This window comes from Streptacidiphilus sp. PAMC 29251 (assembly GCF_054208735.2).
In genome coordinates, this window is sequence record NZ_CM135725.2 from 7,649,850 (window position 1) to 7,664,654 (window position 14,805).

Genomic DNA, 14,805 nt, shown 5'->3' on the forward strand with positions numbered 1-14,805 from the left:
CGGGCCGCTACTTCCGGCTCAGCGCCGCCCGGTAGACCTTGCTGGCCTCCGGATTGCTGTCGCAGCGCCAGACGCCGTGCGGGCAGTAGTCGGTGATGGTCTGGTAGAGCGTGTCGTGGGTGCTCACCCAGGCCAGCATCTGCCGCACGTAGGCGGGGTCGTCCCCGGTGCCGTACATGCCCCACTCCGGGTACGACACCGGCTTGTGGTGCGCGGCGGCGAACCGCACCTGGGCCAGCAGCCCGTACGGCTCCCGGACGTAGTCGGCGAAGGGGGCGCGGCGGCCCGGGTCGGAGCGGGCCAGGTCGTAGCTGTCCATCCCGATCACATCGGTGACGTCGTCGCCGGGGTAGCAGTCCGGCCAGGGGTGCGCGTCGGCGCCCCTGGTCGGGGCGAACTCGAAGCGGAAGCGCTGGCCGGGGACGGCGCGCATGGCGTGCACGATGTGCCGCCAGTACTGCTTCCAGGCCACCGGGTCGGGGCCGCAGCGGCCGGTGTAGGTGCTGCCGTTCATCTCCCAGGCGAGGGTGAGCACCGCGTCCGGGGCGCCCAGCGCGACCAACTGCCGGGCCAGGGCGGTGAAGTGCGCGTCGTACCGGCCGGCCGCGCCCTGTCCGAGCAGTTCCCGGACCTCCTCGTCCGGGACATGGCCCTCGTTGTCGGGCAGCATCGGCACGCCGATCACCAGCAGCCGGTCCGCCGCCGCGTCCCGCCAGACCGCCCACGGCCGGAGCAGGGCCGGGCTGCCCTCGATGTCGGACCAGTTGTTCCCGGGCAGATAGGTGTGCCCGACCTGGACCCTGGCCCCGCCCAGCCAGGCCGACAGCTGCTCCAGCGCGGCGTCGGACTCGGTCGACCCCAGGAACGCCCCGAACGGCACGGCGTGGGCAGGCACCGCGGTCCGGTCCACGGCGCGGTTCCCGGGGCCGGGGCTGCCGCGCAGCAGCAGGGCGGAGACGACTCCGGCCAGCGCCAGCAACGGGACCAGCACCGTCAGCAGGCGGCGCCGCGGCATCCGTCCTCCAAGTGATCATTTACGGGCATCGGTCCAGGGTGCCGGAACACACCTGGCCGCGATGCCGGATCGGCGCAGAACCGCCCTATCGTGCTGCTGTGACTGTGATCCGTTCGATCGTCCTGTTCGTACTCGCGGCGATCGCCGAGATCGGCGGCTGCTGGCTGATCTGGCAGGCCGTCAGGGAGCACCGGGGCTGGCAGTACGCGGCGGTGGGGGTGGTCGCGCTGGGCGCGTACGGCTTTGTCGCCTCGTTCCAGCCGGACGCCTCCTTCGGCCGGGTGCTGGCCGCCTACGGCGGGGTGTTCGTCGCCGGGTCGCTGGCCTGGGGCATGCTGCTGGACGGCTTCCGCCCCACCGCCTGGGATCTCGGCGGCGCCGGCGTCTGCCTGCTCGGCGCGGCCCTGATCATCTATCAGCCCCGCGCCTGAGGCTCTGGCGCCTGACCGCCCGCGAGCCGCAGCGGCAACCGGGCGGCGTTGGCCCTACCGTCAGGTCATGCGCACCGGGCTCGCCGCCCTCCTGGCCGTCCTCGCCGTCGTCGGCGTGGGCGCCGCCGCCCGCGACCACCGCCCCGCGCCCTTCGGCGACTCGGTCGCCGTCCGCGCCGCCGACCTCCCGGCCGAGACCGGGACCCTCCTGCTCGGCACCGACGGCTCGGTTCAGTTCGATACCGCCGGCCGCACCGCCTGGTCCTACCGCCGTCCCGGCAGCAGGCCGCTGCGGCTGTATCCGCTGGCCGCCGGCACCACCGCCGCCGTCTGGGACGACGGCATGCTCACCGGCATCCGCACCGACGGCCCGGACGGCCCGGACGGCCCCCGGGTCAGCTGGCACCGCTTCGTCCCCGGCCTGGCGGACTGGCTGCGGCAGCCCCGGGCGGCCAGGGCCCTGCTGCTCGCCCCGCTCGACGGCGGCACCGCGTTCCTGCTGCCCACCCCGCACCTGGTCATGGCCTACACCAGCGCCGACGGCTCGATCCGGTCCGACACCCTGCCCCCGGCGGGCTGCTCCTACGACCCTTCCCGCGGACTGGCGCTGCCCGAGCTGGTGCTGCTGGCCCGGCCCTGCGGCCGGCACAGCACCGTCGACGCCTTCGACCAGGACGGCCGCCGCTGGCAGGCCCCGGCCGGCCCGCTGGCCCGCCCGGTCCCGGCGGGCCCCGGCACCGTGGGGGTCCTCGACGTGCCCCTGCTCCAGCCCCGGATCCTGGTCCGCGGCACCGGTCGGACCCCGGCACTGGCCTTTGACTTCCGGCCTCCCCGGTAGACTGGCAGTCTCCGCCTCAAGCAGGGCCCCGCTCGACGGCCCGCGCCAGCGCCACGCCGTCCCGGGAGTACCTTCGCCATGATTGCCGCCAACGCCATCGAACTGCGCGCCGGCGCACGCATCCTCATCGAGTCAGCGAGCTTCCGGGTCGCCCCCGGCGACCGGATCGGACTGGTCGGCCGCAACGGTGCGGGAAAGACCACCCTCACCAAGGTCCTCGCAGGTGAGGGCGTCCCCGCTGCCGGGACGATCACCCGCAGCGGCGAGGTCGGCTACCTCCCGCAGGACCCCCGCACGGGTGACCTGGACGTGCTCGCCAGCGACCGGATCCTGTCCGCCCGCGACCTGGACTCGGTGCTGCGCAAGATGCGGCAGGCCGAGGACCGGATGGCCAACGGCAAGGGCGCCACCCGCGACGACGCCATGAAGAAGTACTCGCGTCTGGAGACCGAGTTCCTCACCAAGGGCGGCTACGCCGCCGAGGCCGAGGCCGCGACCATCGCCGCCAGCCTGGGCCTGCCGGACCGGATCCTGGCCCAGCCGCTGCACACCCTCTCCGGCGGCCAGCGCCGCCGGGTCGAGCTGGCCCGCATCCTCTTCTCGGACTCCGACACCCTGCTGCTCGACGAGCCCACCAACCACCTCGACGCCGACTCCATCGTCTGGCTGCGCGACTACCTCAAGTCGTACCGCGGCGGATTCATCGTGATCTCCCACGACATCGCCCTGGTCGAGACCGTCGTCAACAAGGTGTTCTACCTGGACGCCAACCGCACCACCATCGACGTCTACAACATGGGCTGGCGGCTCTACCAGCAGCAGCGCGAGGCGGACGAGAAGCGGCGCAAGCGCGAGCGCTCCAACGCCGAGAAGAAGGCCACCCAGCTGAATTCCCAGGCCGACAAGATGCGTGCCAAGGCGACCAAGACCGTGGCGGCGCAGAACATGGCCCGGCGCGCCGAGAAACTGCTCTCGGGACTCGAGGCGGTGCGGGTCAGCGACAAGGTCGCCAAGCTGCGCTTCCCGGATCCGGCCCCCTGCGGAAAGACCCCGCTGATGGCCGAGGGGCTCTCCAAGTCCTACGGCTCGCTGGAGATCTTCACCGATGTCGACCTGGCCATCGACAAGGGCTCCAAGGTGGTCGTGCTCGGCCTGAACGGCGCGGGCAAGACCACGCTGCTGCGGATGCTCGCGGGCGTGGAGCAGCCGGACACCGGTGAGATCATCCCCGGCCACGGGCTGAAGATCGGCTACTACGCCCAGGAGCACGAGACCCTGGACAACGACCGGACCATCCTGGAGAACATGCGGTCGGCCGCCCCGGACACCGACCTGGTCGAGATCCGCAAGATCCTGGGCTCCTTCCTCTTCTCCGGCGACGACGTGGACAAGCCGGCCGGGGTGCTCTCCGGCGGCGAGAAGACCCGGCTGGCCCTGGCCACCCTGGTGGTGTCCAGCGCCAATGTGCTGCTGCTCGACGAGCCCACCAACAACCTCGACCCGGCCAGCCGGGAAGAGATCCTGGGCGCGCTGCGCTCCTTCAGCGGGGCGGTGGTGCTGGTGACCCACGACGAGGGCGCGGTGCTCGCACTGGAGCCGGAGCGGATCATCCTGCTCCCGGACGGGGTCGAGGACCTCTGGAACGAGGGCTACGCCGACCTGGTCTCGCTGGCCTGATCGTCGCGGTAGTCGGCGATCATGCATCTGGACCAGAAGATTTCATATCGCACCGCGATCGCCCGATCGAGTGAGTCCACACGTTTTCTCCTCATTGAGGAATCCTGGGTTATGCCCATTCACCACTGCTGATCAGCATTTTCGCTTCATGCCCCGGCAATCAACCGGGGCGTGCGGCAGTACCACGAGCGCTGGTGGCGCGCGCGGGGCCCCACTTCACGCCGGGATTTCCGATATCGACCTTGCGGAATGGGTGGCCAGGAGGCCAGCCATGGGTGATCATGGGATTCCGAGAGAGCACTTGCTACGAGGAGGCACGGGTGGCCGAGACTCTGAAAAAGGGCAGCCGGGTAACGGGCCCCGCACGGGAGAAGCTCGCAACTGAGCTGAAGAAGAAGTACGACTCCGGTGCGAGCATCCGCGCGTTGGCGGAGGAGACGGGCCGTTCCTACGGTTTCGTTCACCGCATGCTCAGCGAGTCCGGAGTTTCTCTCCGCGGTCGCGGTGGCGCCACGCGCGGTAAGGCCAAGGCAACCGCCTAGGCCCTTACGGGTCGGATGGCACGACCCTGTTCAATCCCTCTATGAACGACCTGAACCACCTGAACCACCTCGTCCTACCCTGACGTTTCGGCGGCTGGGGGAGCACCGGTCCCACGGGCTCCCATCCCGGTCGCCGATCGTCGCGTCCTGGCGGTTACTCTTCGGTAGCTTCAATTTCTCTTCCGCTGCCGGAGGTCACTGTGTCCAGTCCTGCCCGCACCACGCATTCCGGCCCCGGCGCCGACCCCGCTGACTGGGAGTCGACCGGGGTCAGGCTCGACCTGGCGGAGGACGGCGCCACCGCGACCGTGGCGCTGTGCCGCCCCGAGCGGCGCAACGCCCAGTCGCCCGCGCTGTGGCGCGCCCTCGCCGCGATCGGCCGCTCGCTGCCCGGCACGGTCCGGGTGGTGCTGCTGCGGGCCGAGGGCGTCTCCTTCTCGGCCGGCCTGGACCGCGCCGCGTTCACCCCCGAGGGCATCCCCGGCGAACTCCCGCTGATGGAACTGGCCCGGGCCGAGGACGGGGACGCGGTCATCGCCGGCTACCAGGAGGCGTTCACCTGGTGGCGGCGTCCCGACCTGGTCAGCATCGCGGCCGTCCAGGGCCATGCGGTGGGCGCCGGATTCCAGCTCGCCCTGGCCTGCGACCTGCGGGTCTGCGCCGAGGACGTGCAGTTCGCGATGCGCGAGACCGCCCTCGGCCTGGTTCCCGACCTGGCCGGGACCAAGCCGCTGGTCGACCTGGTCGGCCCGGCCCGGGCCCTGGAGATCTGCGGCACCGGACGCTGGGTCGGCGCCGAGGAGTCGGTCCGGATCGGCCTGGCCAACCTCGCCGTCCCGGCGGCGGACCTGGACTCCGCCGCCGCCGACCTCGCCGCGGCGCTGCTGGCGGCCCCGCGCGACGCCCTGCTGGAGACCAGGGCCCTGCTCCAGGGCGCGGCCGCGCGCAGCTACGACGAGCAGCGGGCCGCGGAGCGGGCCGCCCAGCTCCGCCGGCTCCGGGATCTGGCCGGTCTGGGGGAGTGACCGCGGGTTGACGGCTGGTCACCCGTTCGGCGTGGGGATGGTGTGCGGGCCGGGACAGTCGCCTAGGGTCGAGTTGATATGCCGGATATAGACGGAAACTTCCGTTGCCTCCGGAGTCCCCGACCAAGGGAGCCCAGATGACTGACATCTCCAAGCCCACCCCCAAGCCCGGTTCCGGCGACTCCGTCTCCCTGCCTCCGAGCGGGGAGCGCGGCCGTACCTCCATCGCGGTGGGTGTGGTCGAGAAGATCGCCGGTATGGCCGCGCGGGACGTCGAGGGCATCTACGCCCTCGGCAGCGGTTCGCGCGGCTTCGGCGCCGTGCGCGAGCGGGTGCCCGGCAACAAGCCCAGCGTGAGCAAGGGCGTCAAGGCCGAGGTCGGCGAGAAGCAGGCCGCCCTGGACATCGACCTGGTGGTGGAGTACGGCGTCCCGATCGCCGCCCTCGCCGCCGTGGTGCGCAGCAATGTGGTCAGCTCGGTCGAGCGGATGACCGGCCTCCAGGTGGTCGAGGTCAACATCGCCGTCAACGACGTCCACCTGCCGGACGAGCAGGACGAGGACGAGCCCGCCGAGAGCAGGGTCCAGTGAGCATGGCACTGATCGGACTGGTGGTCGGCATGGCCCTGGGCTTTGCCGGCTACTTCGGCGGATTCGCCGCGTTCCTGCTGGTCGCCGCCCTGGGCGCGGTCGGGTTCGTGGTCGGCCGACTGCTGGAGGGCGATCTGGAGTTCGGCGACTTCATCCGTCCGGTCAGGGACCGGAAGAACTGATGGGGTCCGGCGCCCTGCCCGGCGCGGCCTCGCCGCTGGCCCAACCCGCCCCACTCGCCCTTCCCGCTCCCGCCGACCGCGGCAGCACCCGGCTCGCGGACCGGGTGCTGGCCCGGATCGCGTCCCGGGCCGCCACCGAGGTGCTGGCCCAGCACGCCGCCGACTCCCAGCGGCTGGAGACCCCCCGGGCCTCCGCCTCGCAGGGGCGGCGCGGGGTCAGCATCCGGGTCGGTCTCGACCTGCCCTACCCGGCCGACATCGCCGCGGTCAGCCGGGAGGTGCACCGGCAGATCGTCCGCCGGGTGGCCGACCTGGCCGGGGCCGAGTCGCCGCGGATCACCCTGGTGGTGGAGCGGCTGGTCCCGGTCGCGCCGAGGGAAGGTCTGCTGTGAGCACCGTGATGACGAGCGCCGGGCCGACCGGCGCCGGTTCTGAGGCGGATGAAGCCCCGGCGGCGGCCGGCACCCGGCCGTCCCGGTTCTGGTCCTCCCGCCGCAACGCCGCCGCGCTCGCTGCGCTGGTGGCGGTGGCCGCGGCCGGAGCACTGCTCTACGAAGAGATCTATGTTCACACCGGCCACTCGGCCCATGCCTGGCGCACCTGGATCACCGACCAGCTGTCCCAGCGTCAGCTGAACAACGCCTGGGCGATCACCGGATCCGCCCTGCTCTGTGTGCTGGGCCTGTGGCTGCTGCTGCTCGCCGCCACCCCCGGGCTGCGCCGGTTGCTGCCGCTGGCCGCCACCGGCAGCACCGGCCTGCGGGCCGGGCTGGACCGGCGGGCGGCGGCGGCGATGCTGCGCAGGGCGGCCCTGGAGGCCCCGGGCGTCGAGGAGGCCAGAGCCAAGGTGGGCCGCCGCAAGGCCAAGGTGCTGGCGACGGTCGGCTTCGGCGACCACGAGGAGGTCCGCGCGGCGCTCACCGAGCACCTCGCGGCGGAACGCGGGCGGCTCGGCCTGGTCCGGCCGCCCCTGGTCAGCGTCAAGATCAAAGGAAGGTCATGAGCCGCACCGCGGTCAATCGCACCCTGCTCGCCCTGGTCGGCCTGGTGCTGCTGGCCGGCGGTCTGCTGCTGCTGGCCGGCGGCCTCGATCTGAACCAGCGCTGGCACCTCGGCCTGCCCGACGGCTGGACCGTCCTGCAGCCGCACCACGCGGTGCTGGACGCGAAGGACCGGACCCGCTGGCGGGCCGACTCCTGGTGGTGGCCGGTCCTCTTCGCCGCCCTCGGCGTGGTCGCCGCGCTGGGTCTGTGGTGGTTGCTGGCGCAGCTGCGGCGCGGCCGGACCGACCAGGTCACCGTCCCGGACACGGCGGACGTCCCGGTCCGGCTCCGGGGGGACACCCTGGCCAGGGCGATCGCGGCGGAGGCCGAGCAGATCCCCGGGGTCGCCCGGGTCCGGGTCAGGCTGCTGGGCCGCCCCAAGCGGCCCAGCGTCAGGATCGCCCTGCAGCTGACTCCCGGCGCGGCCCCCGACCCGGTGCTGCGCGCCCTCTCGGACGGACCGCTGGCCAACGCCCGGGTCTCCACCGGCCTGACCGCGCTCCCGGCCGAGGCCCGGATCCGAGTGGAGCCGGGCCCGGTCGACCGGGTGCGCTAGCCGCTTCCGCAAAGGGAGTTGATCCGGCGTCAGATCCCGTGCAGCGCGCCGCCGTCCACCGGCACCATCACGCCGGTGAGGTAGGAGGCGGCCGGTGACAGCAGGAACGCGGCCACCTTGCCGAACTCCTCCGGACGGCCGTAGCGGCGCAGCGGGATCGCCGCTTCGGCCCGGGCCCGCTCCGCCGCCGGGTCGGCGGCCAGGCTGTCCAGGTGCTGCACCCGCTCGGTGTCCACCCGGGCGGGCAGCAGCCCGAACACCCGGATGCCGCGCGGGCCCAGCTCATTGGCGAGGGTCTTCGCCGCCATCGCCAGACCCGGCCGCAGTCCGTTGGAGACGGCCAGACCGCCGATCGGCTCCCGGACAGACCCCGACAGTACGAACCCGATCGCCCCTCCCTCGCCCAGCGCCGCGGCGAAGGTGCGGGCGATCCGGATCGCGCCGAGGAAGACCGAGTCGAACGCGCCGGTCCACTGCTCGTCGGTGACGCCCAGCACCGAGCCGGCCGGCGGTCCGCCGACGCTGATCAGCACCCCGTCGATCCGGCCGAACTGCTCCAGCGCCGCGGCGACCAGCCGTTCGCCGGTGTCCGCCGCGGCGTTGTCGGCGACCAGGCCGAGCGCCCGGTCCGGGCCGCCGAGCCGCTTCACCGCCTGGTCCACCGACTCCTGCGAGCGGGCGGTCACGATCACCCGCGCCCCGTCGGCGACCAGCTCCGCCGCACTGGCGAAGCCGAGGCCGCGGCTGGCGGCGGTGACGGCGTAGACGCGTCCGTCGAGTCCCAGGTCCATCAGGTCAGGCCCTTCATCGTGCTGTTGCGGTTGCTTCAGTGCGGGTCGAGCAGGAACGCGGTGTTGACCAGGGCGACATGGGTGAACGCCTGCGGGGTGTTGCCCAACTGCCGTCCGGCCTTGGGATCCCACTCCTCGGAGATCAGCCCCAGGTCGTTGGAGATGGCCGAGACCCGCTCGAACAGCGCCCGTCCCTCCTCCGCGCGGCCGATCGCGACCAGCGCGTCGACCAGCCAGAACGAGCAGGCCAGGAACGCCCCCTCCTCGCCCTCCAGGCCGTCCACCTCGGTGTCGCCCGCGGTCCCGGTGGAGTAGCGGCGGACGAAGCCGCCGTGGTCCAGCTGCTGCTGCACGGCCTCGACGGTGCCGATCACCCGGGCGTCGTCGGGCGGCAGGAAACCGGTCTTGACGATGAACAGGGTCGCCGCGTCCAGCTCCTTGCCGCCGTAGTACTGGGTGAAGGCCCCCAACGCGGGGTCGTAGCCCTTCGCCAGGACGTCGGCGTGGATCACGTCCCTGGTCTTCCGCCAGCGGGCCAGCGGCGCGGGCATCCCGGTGGCCTCGGCCATCTTCACGGCCCGGTCGAAGGCCACCCAGCACATCACCTTGGAGTGCACGAAGTGGCGCCGGCCGCCGCGCACCTCCCACAGGCCCTCGTCCGGGTCGCTCCAGTGCGCTTCCAGGAACTTCATCAACGCCTTGACCAGGCCCCAGACGTGACGTTCCATCGGTACCCCGGCGACCAGCGCCAGGTGCAGGGTGTCGATCACCTCGCCGTAGACGTCCAGCTGCAGCTGGTCCACGGCGGCGTTGCCGAAGCGGACCGGGGTGGAGCCCTCGTATCCCGGCAGCCAGTCGGCGACGGTCTCCGGCAGCCGCCGCTCGCCGCCGACCCCGTACATGGTCTGCAGGTCGGCCGGGTCGCCGGCGATGGCGCGCAGCAGCCACTCGCGCCAGGCGGCGGCCTCCTCCACATAACCGCCGCAGAGCAGTGCCGAGAGGGTCATGGTGGAGTCGCGGAGCCAGCAGAAGCGGTAGTCCCAGTTGCGCTCGCCGCCGATCTGCTCGGGCAGCGAGGCGGTCACCGCGGCCACGATCCCGCCGGTGGGCTCGAAGGTCAGCGCCTTCAGCACCACCAGCGAGCGGACCACCGCGTCCCGGTAGGGGCCCCGGTACTTGCTCACCGCGGCCCACTCCTGCCAGGCGTTCAGGGTCTCCTGGAGCGACTTCTCGGCGTCCTGGCGCGGCGGCCTGCTGCGGTGCGAGGGCAGCCAGCTCAGCACTATCGGCACCCGGTCCCCGGCCTTCACGGTGAACTCGCCGATGGTGGCGAAGTCCTTGCCGTAGGAGTGGATCGAGGAGTGGCCGCGCATCCACACCGAGTCGGGGCCCGCCACGGCCACCCGGTGGTGGTCGGTGCGCCGCATCCAGGGCACCACCCGGCCGTAGTCGAAGCGCAGCCGCAGCTCGCCGCGCATCTCCACGCTGCCGGTGATGCCTTCGACGATGCGCATCACATCGGGGGTGGCGTCCCGCTGCGGCATGAAGTCGATCACTTTGACGGTGCCGGTCGGGGTCTCCCAGAAGGTCTCCAGGACCAGGCTGTCGCCCCGGTAGGAGCGGCTGGTGCACTCGGTCGCACCGACCGGCGCCAGCTTCCAGTGCCCCTGGTCCTCGTCGCCGAGCAGCGCCGCGAAGCAGGTGGGTGAGTCGAAGCGGGGCAGGCAGAGCCAGTCGATGGAGCCGTCCCGGCCCACCAGGGCGGCCGTCTGCAGGTCCCCGATCAGGGCGTAGTCCTCGATACGTCCGGGCATGCCATCCCTTTCATCCCAGCAGAGCCACCCGTCGGGCCCCCCGCGCGCGACGCTACTCCCCGCCGACCCCCGCCGTCGCCAGCGACTCCAGATACGCGGCCTTCTTGGCCGCGACGATCTCCTTGCGCTTCTGGTCCCTGATGTCCCGGCGCAGCAGCGTCCCCCAGCCGATCGGGACCAGCAGCGCGAACAGCCACCACTGGATCGCGTACGGCAGGTGCACGCCCTTGCCGACCACGGCCATGCTGTCGGTGCTGTTCGGGCCGGGGACCAGCTCGGCCGAGTCGGCCTTGGGCGGGGACGGGCTGGTCGCGGTCAGCTCCAGGTAGCCGGACAGCACAGGACCGGCCGAACTCCCGGCCTGCTCGGTGCTGTTGATCAGCATGAACTGGCCCGCGGGCAGGTCCTTCACGGTGTGGATGCCGGTCTTCGCCGGGGTCTCGTCGGGGCGCAGCCGACCGGTCACCGTGACCGTGCCGTCCTGCGTGCCGGGCACCTTGGGGAACTCGGCTCCGGTGGTGTTGCCGGGATCGACCCAGCCCCGGTTCACCAGCACGACCTTGCCGTCGGCCAGCACCAGCGGGGTGACCAGGTAGAAGCCGATGCTGTCGCCGTTGGCGTCGGTGCGGTGCCGCACCACGAACTGGTGCGCCGGGTCGTAGTGCCCGGTCGCGGTGACGGTCCGATAGGTCTCGTCCGCGGGCACGCTCGCGCCCGGCGCGGAGACCGACTCCATCGGGACGGCCTTGGCGGTGAGGTTGGCCGAGATCACCTGGTTGCTCTGGTTGGTCTGCTGGTAGCGGTGGAACTGCCAGGTTCCCAGCCAGTACATGACCGGGATCAGCACGAAGAAGACCAGAGTCAGGATCACCCAGCGCCGGGTCAGCAGGATGGTGCGCACGCTTTGACGTTACCTCCGCCGCTTTTGCCGCCCTACGCCGGGTCCGGTGCCGCCGGCTGCTCCGCCACCGATCGGAGCAGGTGCAGGAACGCGGCCTCGTCCAGCACCGGGGTGCCCACCTCGCGGGCCCGCCTGGCCTTGGTGGTCCAGCCGCCCTGCTCATTGGTGACCAGCAGGCTGGTCCTGCTGCTCACCGAGGTCGCCACATGCAGCCCGGCCTCGGCCACCCGGTCCTCCAGCACCTCGCGGTCGGTCGCGGTGTCGCCGCTGATCGCGATCCGCATCCCGCGCACCAGCGGCTGGTCCTGCTGCCAGCGGCCGGGGTTGGGGTACGGGCAGGCCGGCCGCCGCCGGGCCGGGCGGTAGGGGCTCCAGCCGCCGCGCGGTCCCGGGATGCCGCCGCCGGAGCCGCCGCCCTGCTCCTCGTCCCCGAGGTCGGCCAGCGGGACGCAGGTGTGCAGCGGCAGCCGCAGGTCCGCCTCGGCCGCCAGGCGCAGGCTGGGCCGGAACACCTCGGCCAGCACCCGGGCGTCGTCCAGGGCGTGGTGCGCCTGGCGCGGGACCACCCCGAAGTGCCCGGCCAGGGTGCCGAGCCGGTGGTTGGCCAGCGGCAGCCGCAGGTCCCGGGCCAGCACGATGGTGCAGAGCCGCTGCTCGACCGGGGCGCGGCCACCCATCCGGGCGTACTCGCGGGAGATCATCGACCAGTCGAACAGGGCGTTGTGGGCCACCAGTACCCGGCCCGCCAACTGCTCGGACAGGGTCTCGGCGATCTCCGGGAAGGCGGGTGCGCCGGCCAGGTGCTCGCTGGTCAGCCCGTGGATCCAGACCGGCCCGGGATCGCGGCCCGGGTTGACCGGGGTGTACCAGTGGTCCTGCACCTCGCCGCGCGGGTCGAGCCGGTAGACGCCGACCGAGACGATCCGGTCGGTCCGGCCGAGCCCGGTGGTCTCGACGTCCACGACCGCCCAGCCGCCCTCGGGATAGGGGTACCCGGCGGGCTCATCGAGGACGGCATGCAGCCGGATCGCTTCCATGGTCGTCCAGAATACGGGCCGCCTCCGACAGCCCGTGCCCACCAGCGGGAATATCGTGGAGCGCGGGATTGATCCCCCTGTGTTCCCGTTCGCCCGCACATTCGCCACCCGAGAAGAGACTCCATGCGCGCCACCGTCATTCAGGGCCCCAACGACATCCGGATCGAGGAGGTCCCGGACGCGGCGATCCGCAACCCCACGGACGCGGTCGTCCGCACCGTGCTGGCCTGCATCTGCGGCAGCGACCTGTGGGCCTACCGGGGCGTCGCCAAGCGCGAGCCGGGGCAGCGGATCGGGCACGAGTTCCTGGGCGTGGTCGAGGCGGTCGGCGCCGAGGTCACCGGCTTCCGGCCGGGCGACCTGGTGGTCGCGCCGTTCGTCTGGTCGGACGGCGTGTGCGAGTTCTGCCGGGAGGGCCTGCAGACCTCCTGTCCGCACGGCGGCTTCTGGGGCAGCCCCGGCTCGGACGGCGGCCAGGGCGAGGCGGTCCGGGTCCCCTTCGCCGACGGCACCCTGGTCCAGCTCCCCAAGGAGGCCGCCGCCGACCAGCACCTGCTGACCGGGCTGCTGGCGCTCTCGGACGTGATGGCGACCGGCCACCACGCCGCCCTCGCGGCCGGGGTGCGCCCCGGCTCGACGGTCGCCGTGGTCGGCGACGGCGCGGTCGGCCTGTGCGGGGTGCTGGCCGCGCACCGGCTGGGCGCGGGCCGGATCATCGCCCTGGGCCGGCACGAGGCCAGGACCGCCATCGCGCAGAAGTTCGGCGCCACCGACGTGGTCGCGGCCCGCGGCGAGGAGGCCGTGGCGGCCGTCCGCGAGCTGACCGGCGGCGTGGGCGCGCACGCGGTGCTGGAGGCGGTGGGCACCGAGGAGTCGATGCGCACCGCCCTCTCCATCACCCGCGACGGCGGCGCGGTGGGCTATGTCGGCGTACCGCACGGCGGCAGCGCGGGCGTGGACATCGGCCAGATGTTCGACCGCAATGTCTCGCTGCGCGGCGGCGTCGCCCCGGCCCGCGCCTACATCCCGGAGCTGCTGGCCGACGTCCTGTCCGGGAAGATCGACCCCTCCCCGGTCTTCGACGCCTCGGTCGACCTGGACGGGGTCCCCGGCGGCTACCGGGCGATGGACGAGCGGACGGCGCTCAAGGTGAAGATCACCTTCTAGCGGAAGGCGGCCTGGCCGGTCAGCAGCTGCCCGATCACCAGCTGGTGCATCTCCACCGTGCCCTCGTAGGTGAGCACCGACTCCAGGTTGGCGGCGTGCCGCATCACCGGGTACTCGAAGCTGATGCCGTTGGCGCCCAGGATCGTCCGCGAGGTGCGGGCGATCTCGATGGCCTCGCGGACGTTGTTGAGCTTGCCGTAGCTCACCTGCTCGGGGCGCAGCGTCCCGGCGTCCATCCGCCGGCCCAGGTGCAGGGCCAGCAGCAGGCCCTTGTTGAGCTCCAGCGACATGTCCGCGAGCTTGGCCTGGGTGAGCTGGAAGCCGCCGATCGGGCGGCCGAACTGCTCGCGGCTGATGCTGTACTCGCGGGCGGCCTCCAGGCAGCTGCGGGCCGCCCCCAGCGACCCCCAGACGATGCCGTAGCGGGCCTGGTTCAGGCAGCTCAGCGGGCCCTTGAGGCCGCGGACCTCGGGGAGCACCGCGTCGGCGGGCAGCCGCACGTCCTCCAGCACCAGCTCGCTGGTGATCGAGGCGCGCAGCGAGGCCTTGTGCTTGATCTCCGGCGCCGAGAAGCCGGGGGAGTCGGTCGGGACCACGAAGCCGCGGATGCCCTCGTCGGTCTGCGCCCAGACCACGGCGACCCCGGCCACCGAGCCATTGGTGATCCACATCTTGCGGCCGTTCAGCACCCAGTCCGAGCCCTCGCGCTTGGCGCTGGTGCGCATCGACGCCGGGTCGGAGCCGTGGTCCGGCTCGGTCAGCCCGAAGCAGCCGATGATCTCCCCGGCCGCCATGCCCGGCAGCCACTGCTGCTTCTGCTCCTCGGTGCCCCAGCGGTGGATCGCGTACATCGCCAGCGAGCCCTGCACCGAGACCAGCGAGCGCAGCCCCGAGTCGGCCGCCTCCAGCTCCACGCAGGCCAGCCCGTACTGCACCGCGGAGGCCCCGGCGCAGCCGTAGCCCTCCAGGTGCATCCCCAGCGCCCCGATCGAGCCCAGCTCCCGGGCCAGCTCCCGCACCTCGGGCAGTTCGCCGCGCTCGTACCAGTCGGCGATGTACGGCATCACCCGGTCGTTGGCCCAGGCCCGGACGGTGTCGCGGACGGCCAGCTCCTCCGCGTCCAGCAGATCGTCGAAGCCGAGCGGGTCACGGGGGTCAAGAGCGGTCTTGGTCACAGATTCCAGCCTGGCACAGCG

17 protein-coding genes are annotated in these 14,805 nt (G+C 72.5%); 11 read left to right on the forward strand and 6 right to left on the reverse strand.

Annotation, left to right across the window (positions count from 1 at the left end; genetic code table 11):
• Window positions 1-7 precede the first annotated feature (7 nt).
• Window positions 8-1,015, reverse strand: a complete 1,008-nt coding sequence (locus ACXKR8_RS36165) for a glycoside hydrolase family 26 protein (protein WP_458268769.1) — start codon at window positions 1,013-1,015, stop codon at window positions 8-10.
• Window positions 1,016-1,113: 98 nt separating this feature from the next.
• On the opposite strand from ACXKR8_RS36165, the gene ACXKR8_RS36170 reads away from it, so the two are divergent.
• From ACXKR8_RS36170 to ACXKR8_RS36215, 10 genes are all read left to right on the forward strand, one after another.
• Window positions 1,114-1,446: a YnfA family protein gene (locus ACXKR8_RS36170; RefSeq protein ID WP_458268770.1), complete on the forward strand. Its 333-nt coding sequence runs from the start codon at window positions 1,114-1,116 to the stop codon at window positions 1,444-1,446.
• A 67-nt stretch (window positions 1,447-1,513) separates the two neighbouring features.
• The gene (locus tag ACXKR8_RS36175) at window positions 1,514-2,284 is read left to right on the forward strand and encodes a hypothetical protein (RefSeq protein WP_458268771.1); all 771 of its coding nucleotides are present in this window, start codon (window positions 1,514-1,516) and stop codon (window positions 2,282-2,284) included.
• A gap of 78 nt (window positions 2,285-2,362) precedes the next feature.
• Window positions 2,363-3,961 (forward strand): ABC-F family ATP-binding cassette domain-containing protein, encoded by a 1,599-nt coding sequence (locus tag ACXKR8_RS36180; protein WP_458268772.1) that lies wholly within the window; start codon window positions 2,363-2,365, stop codon window positions 3,959-3,961.
• A gap of 320 nt (window positions 3,962-4,281) precedes the next feature.
• Complete coding sequence (locus ACXKR8_RS36185) at window positions 4,282-4,503, forward strand: helix-turn-helix domain-containing protein (RefSeq protein WP_380515879.1); 222 nt, start codon at window positions 4,282-4,284, stop codon at window positions 4,501-4,503.
• Window positions 4,504-4,703: 200 nt separating this feature from the next.
• Window positions 4,704-5,528: an enoyl-CoA hydratase/isomerase family protein gene (locus ACXKR8_RS36190; RefSeq protein WP_458268773.1), complete on the forward strand. Its 825-nt coding sequence runs from the start codon at window positions 4,704-4,706 to the stop codon at window positions 5,526-5,528.
• A gap of 137 nt (window positions 5,529-5,665) precedes the next feature.
• Window positions 5,666-6,118, forward strand: coding sequence for an Asp23/Gls24 family envelope stress response protein (locus tag ACXKR8_RS36195; protein WP_458268774.1), 453 nt, complete (start codon window positions 5,666-5,668; stop codon window positions 6,116-6,118).
• The gene (locus ACXKR8_RS36200; protein WP_458268775.1) at window positions 6,115-6,300 is read left to right on the forward strand and encodes a hypothetical protein; all 186 of its coding nucleotides are present in this window, start codon (window positions 6,115-6,117) and stop codon (window positions 6,298-6,300) included. Before ACXKR8_RS36195 ends, ACXKR8_RS36200 begins: the two co-directional genes overlap by 4 nt.
• Window positions 6,300-6,692 carry an Asp23/Gls24 family envelope stress response protein gene (locus ACXKR8_RS36205; protein WP_458268776.1) on the forward strand — a complete coding sequence of 131 codons (393 nt, stop codon included), beginning with the start codon at window positions 6,300-6,302 and terminating at the stop codon, window positions 6,690-6,692. The genes ACXKR8_RS36200 and ACXKR8_RS36205 overlap by 1 nt, the downstream gene beginning before the upstream one ends.
• Window positions 6,689-7,303: a DUF6286 domain-containing protein gene (locus tag ACXKR8_RS36210; RefSeq protein WP_458268777.1), complete on the forward strand. Its 615-nt coding sequence runs from the start codon at window positions 6,689-6,691 to the stop codon at window positions 7,301-7,303. The genes ACXKR8_RS36205 and ACXKR8_RS36210 overlap by 4 nt, the downstream gene beginning before the upstream one ends.
• Entirely contained in the window at window positions 7,300-7,899 is a 600-nt protein-coding gene (locus ACXKR8_RS36215; protein WP_458268778.1) for an Asp23/Gls24 family envelope stress response protein, read from the forward strand. Before ACXKR8_RS36210 ends, ACXKR8_RS36215 begins: the two co-directional genes overlap by 4 nt.
• Before the next feature lie 29 nt (window positions 7,900-7,928).
• Here the strand turns inward: ACXKR8_RS36215 and ACXKR8_RS36220 are convergent, their stop codons facing one another.
• The 4 genes from ACXKR8_RS36220 to ACXKR8_RS36235 are packed head-to-tail and all read right to left on the reverse strand — an operon-like array spanning window position 7,929 to window position 12,442.
• Window positions 7,929-8,690, reverse strand: coding sequence for an SDR family oxidoreductase (locus tag ACXKR8_RS36220; protein ID WP_458268779.1), 762 nt, complete (start codon window positions 8,688-8,690; stop codon window positions 7,929-7,931).
• Between the two features lie 35 nt (window positions 8,691-8,725).
• Window positions 8,726-10,504: a glycoside hydrolase family 15 protein gene (locus ACXKR8_RS36225; RefSeq protein ID WP_458268780.1), complete on the reverse strand. Its 1,779-nt coding sequence runs from the start codon at window positions 10,502-10,504 to the stop codon at window positions 8,726-8,728.
• 52 nt (window positions 10,505-10,556) lie between these two features.
• Window positions 10,557-11,405 (reverse strand): SURF1 family cytochrome oxidase biogenesis protein, encoded by an 849-nt coding sequence (locus ACXKR8_RS36230; protein ID WP_458268781.1) that lies wholly within the window; start codon window positions 11,403-11,405, stop codon window positions 10,557-10,559.
• A gap of 32 nt (window positions 11,406-11,437) precedes the next feature.
• Window positions 11,438-12,442: a DEDDh family exonuclease gene (locus tag ACXKR8_RS36235; RefSeq protein ID WP_458268782.1), complete on the reverse strand. Its 1,005-nt coding sequence runs from the start codon at window positions 12,440-12,442 to the stop codon at window positions 11,438-11,440.
• Between the two features lie 123 nt (window positions 12,443-12,565).
• On the opposite strand from ACXKR8_RS36235, the gene ACXKR8_RS36240 reads away from it, so the two are divergent.
• Complete coding sequence (locus ACXKR8_RS36240) at window positions 12,566-13,609, forward strand: zinc-dependent alcohol dehydrogenase family protein (RefSeq protein WP_458268783.1); 1,044 nt, start codon at window positions 12,566-12,568, stop codon at window positions 13,607-13,609.
• Here ACXKR8_RS36240 and ACXKR8_RS36245 read toward each other — a convergent pair.
• Window positions 13,606-14,784, reverse strand: a complete 1,179-nt coding sequence (locus ACXKR8_RS36245; RefSeq protein WP_458268784.1) for an acyl-CoA dehydrogenase family protein — start codon at window positions 14,782-14,784, stop codon at window positions 13,606-13,608. The two genes, ACXKR8_RS36240 and ACXKR8_RS36245, sit on opposite strands and share 4 nt — an antisense overlap.
• Window positions 14,785-14,805 lie beyond the last annotated feature (21 nt).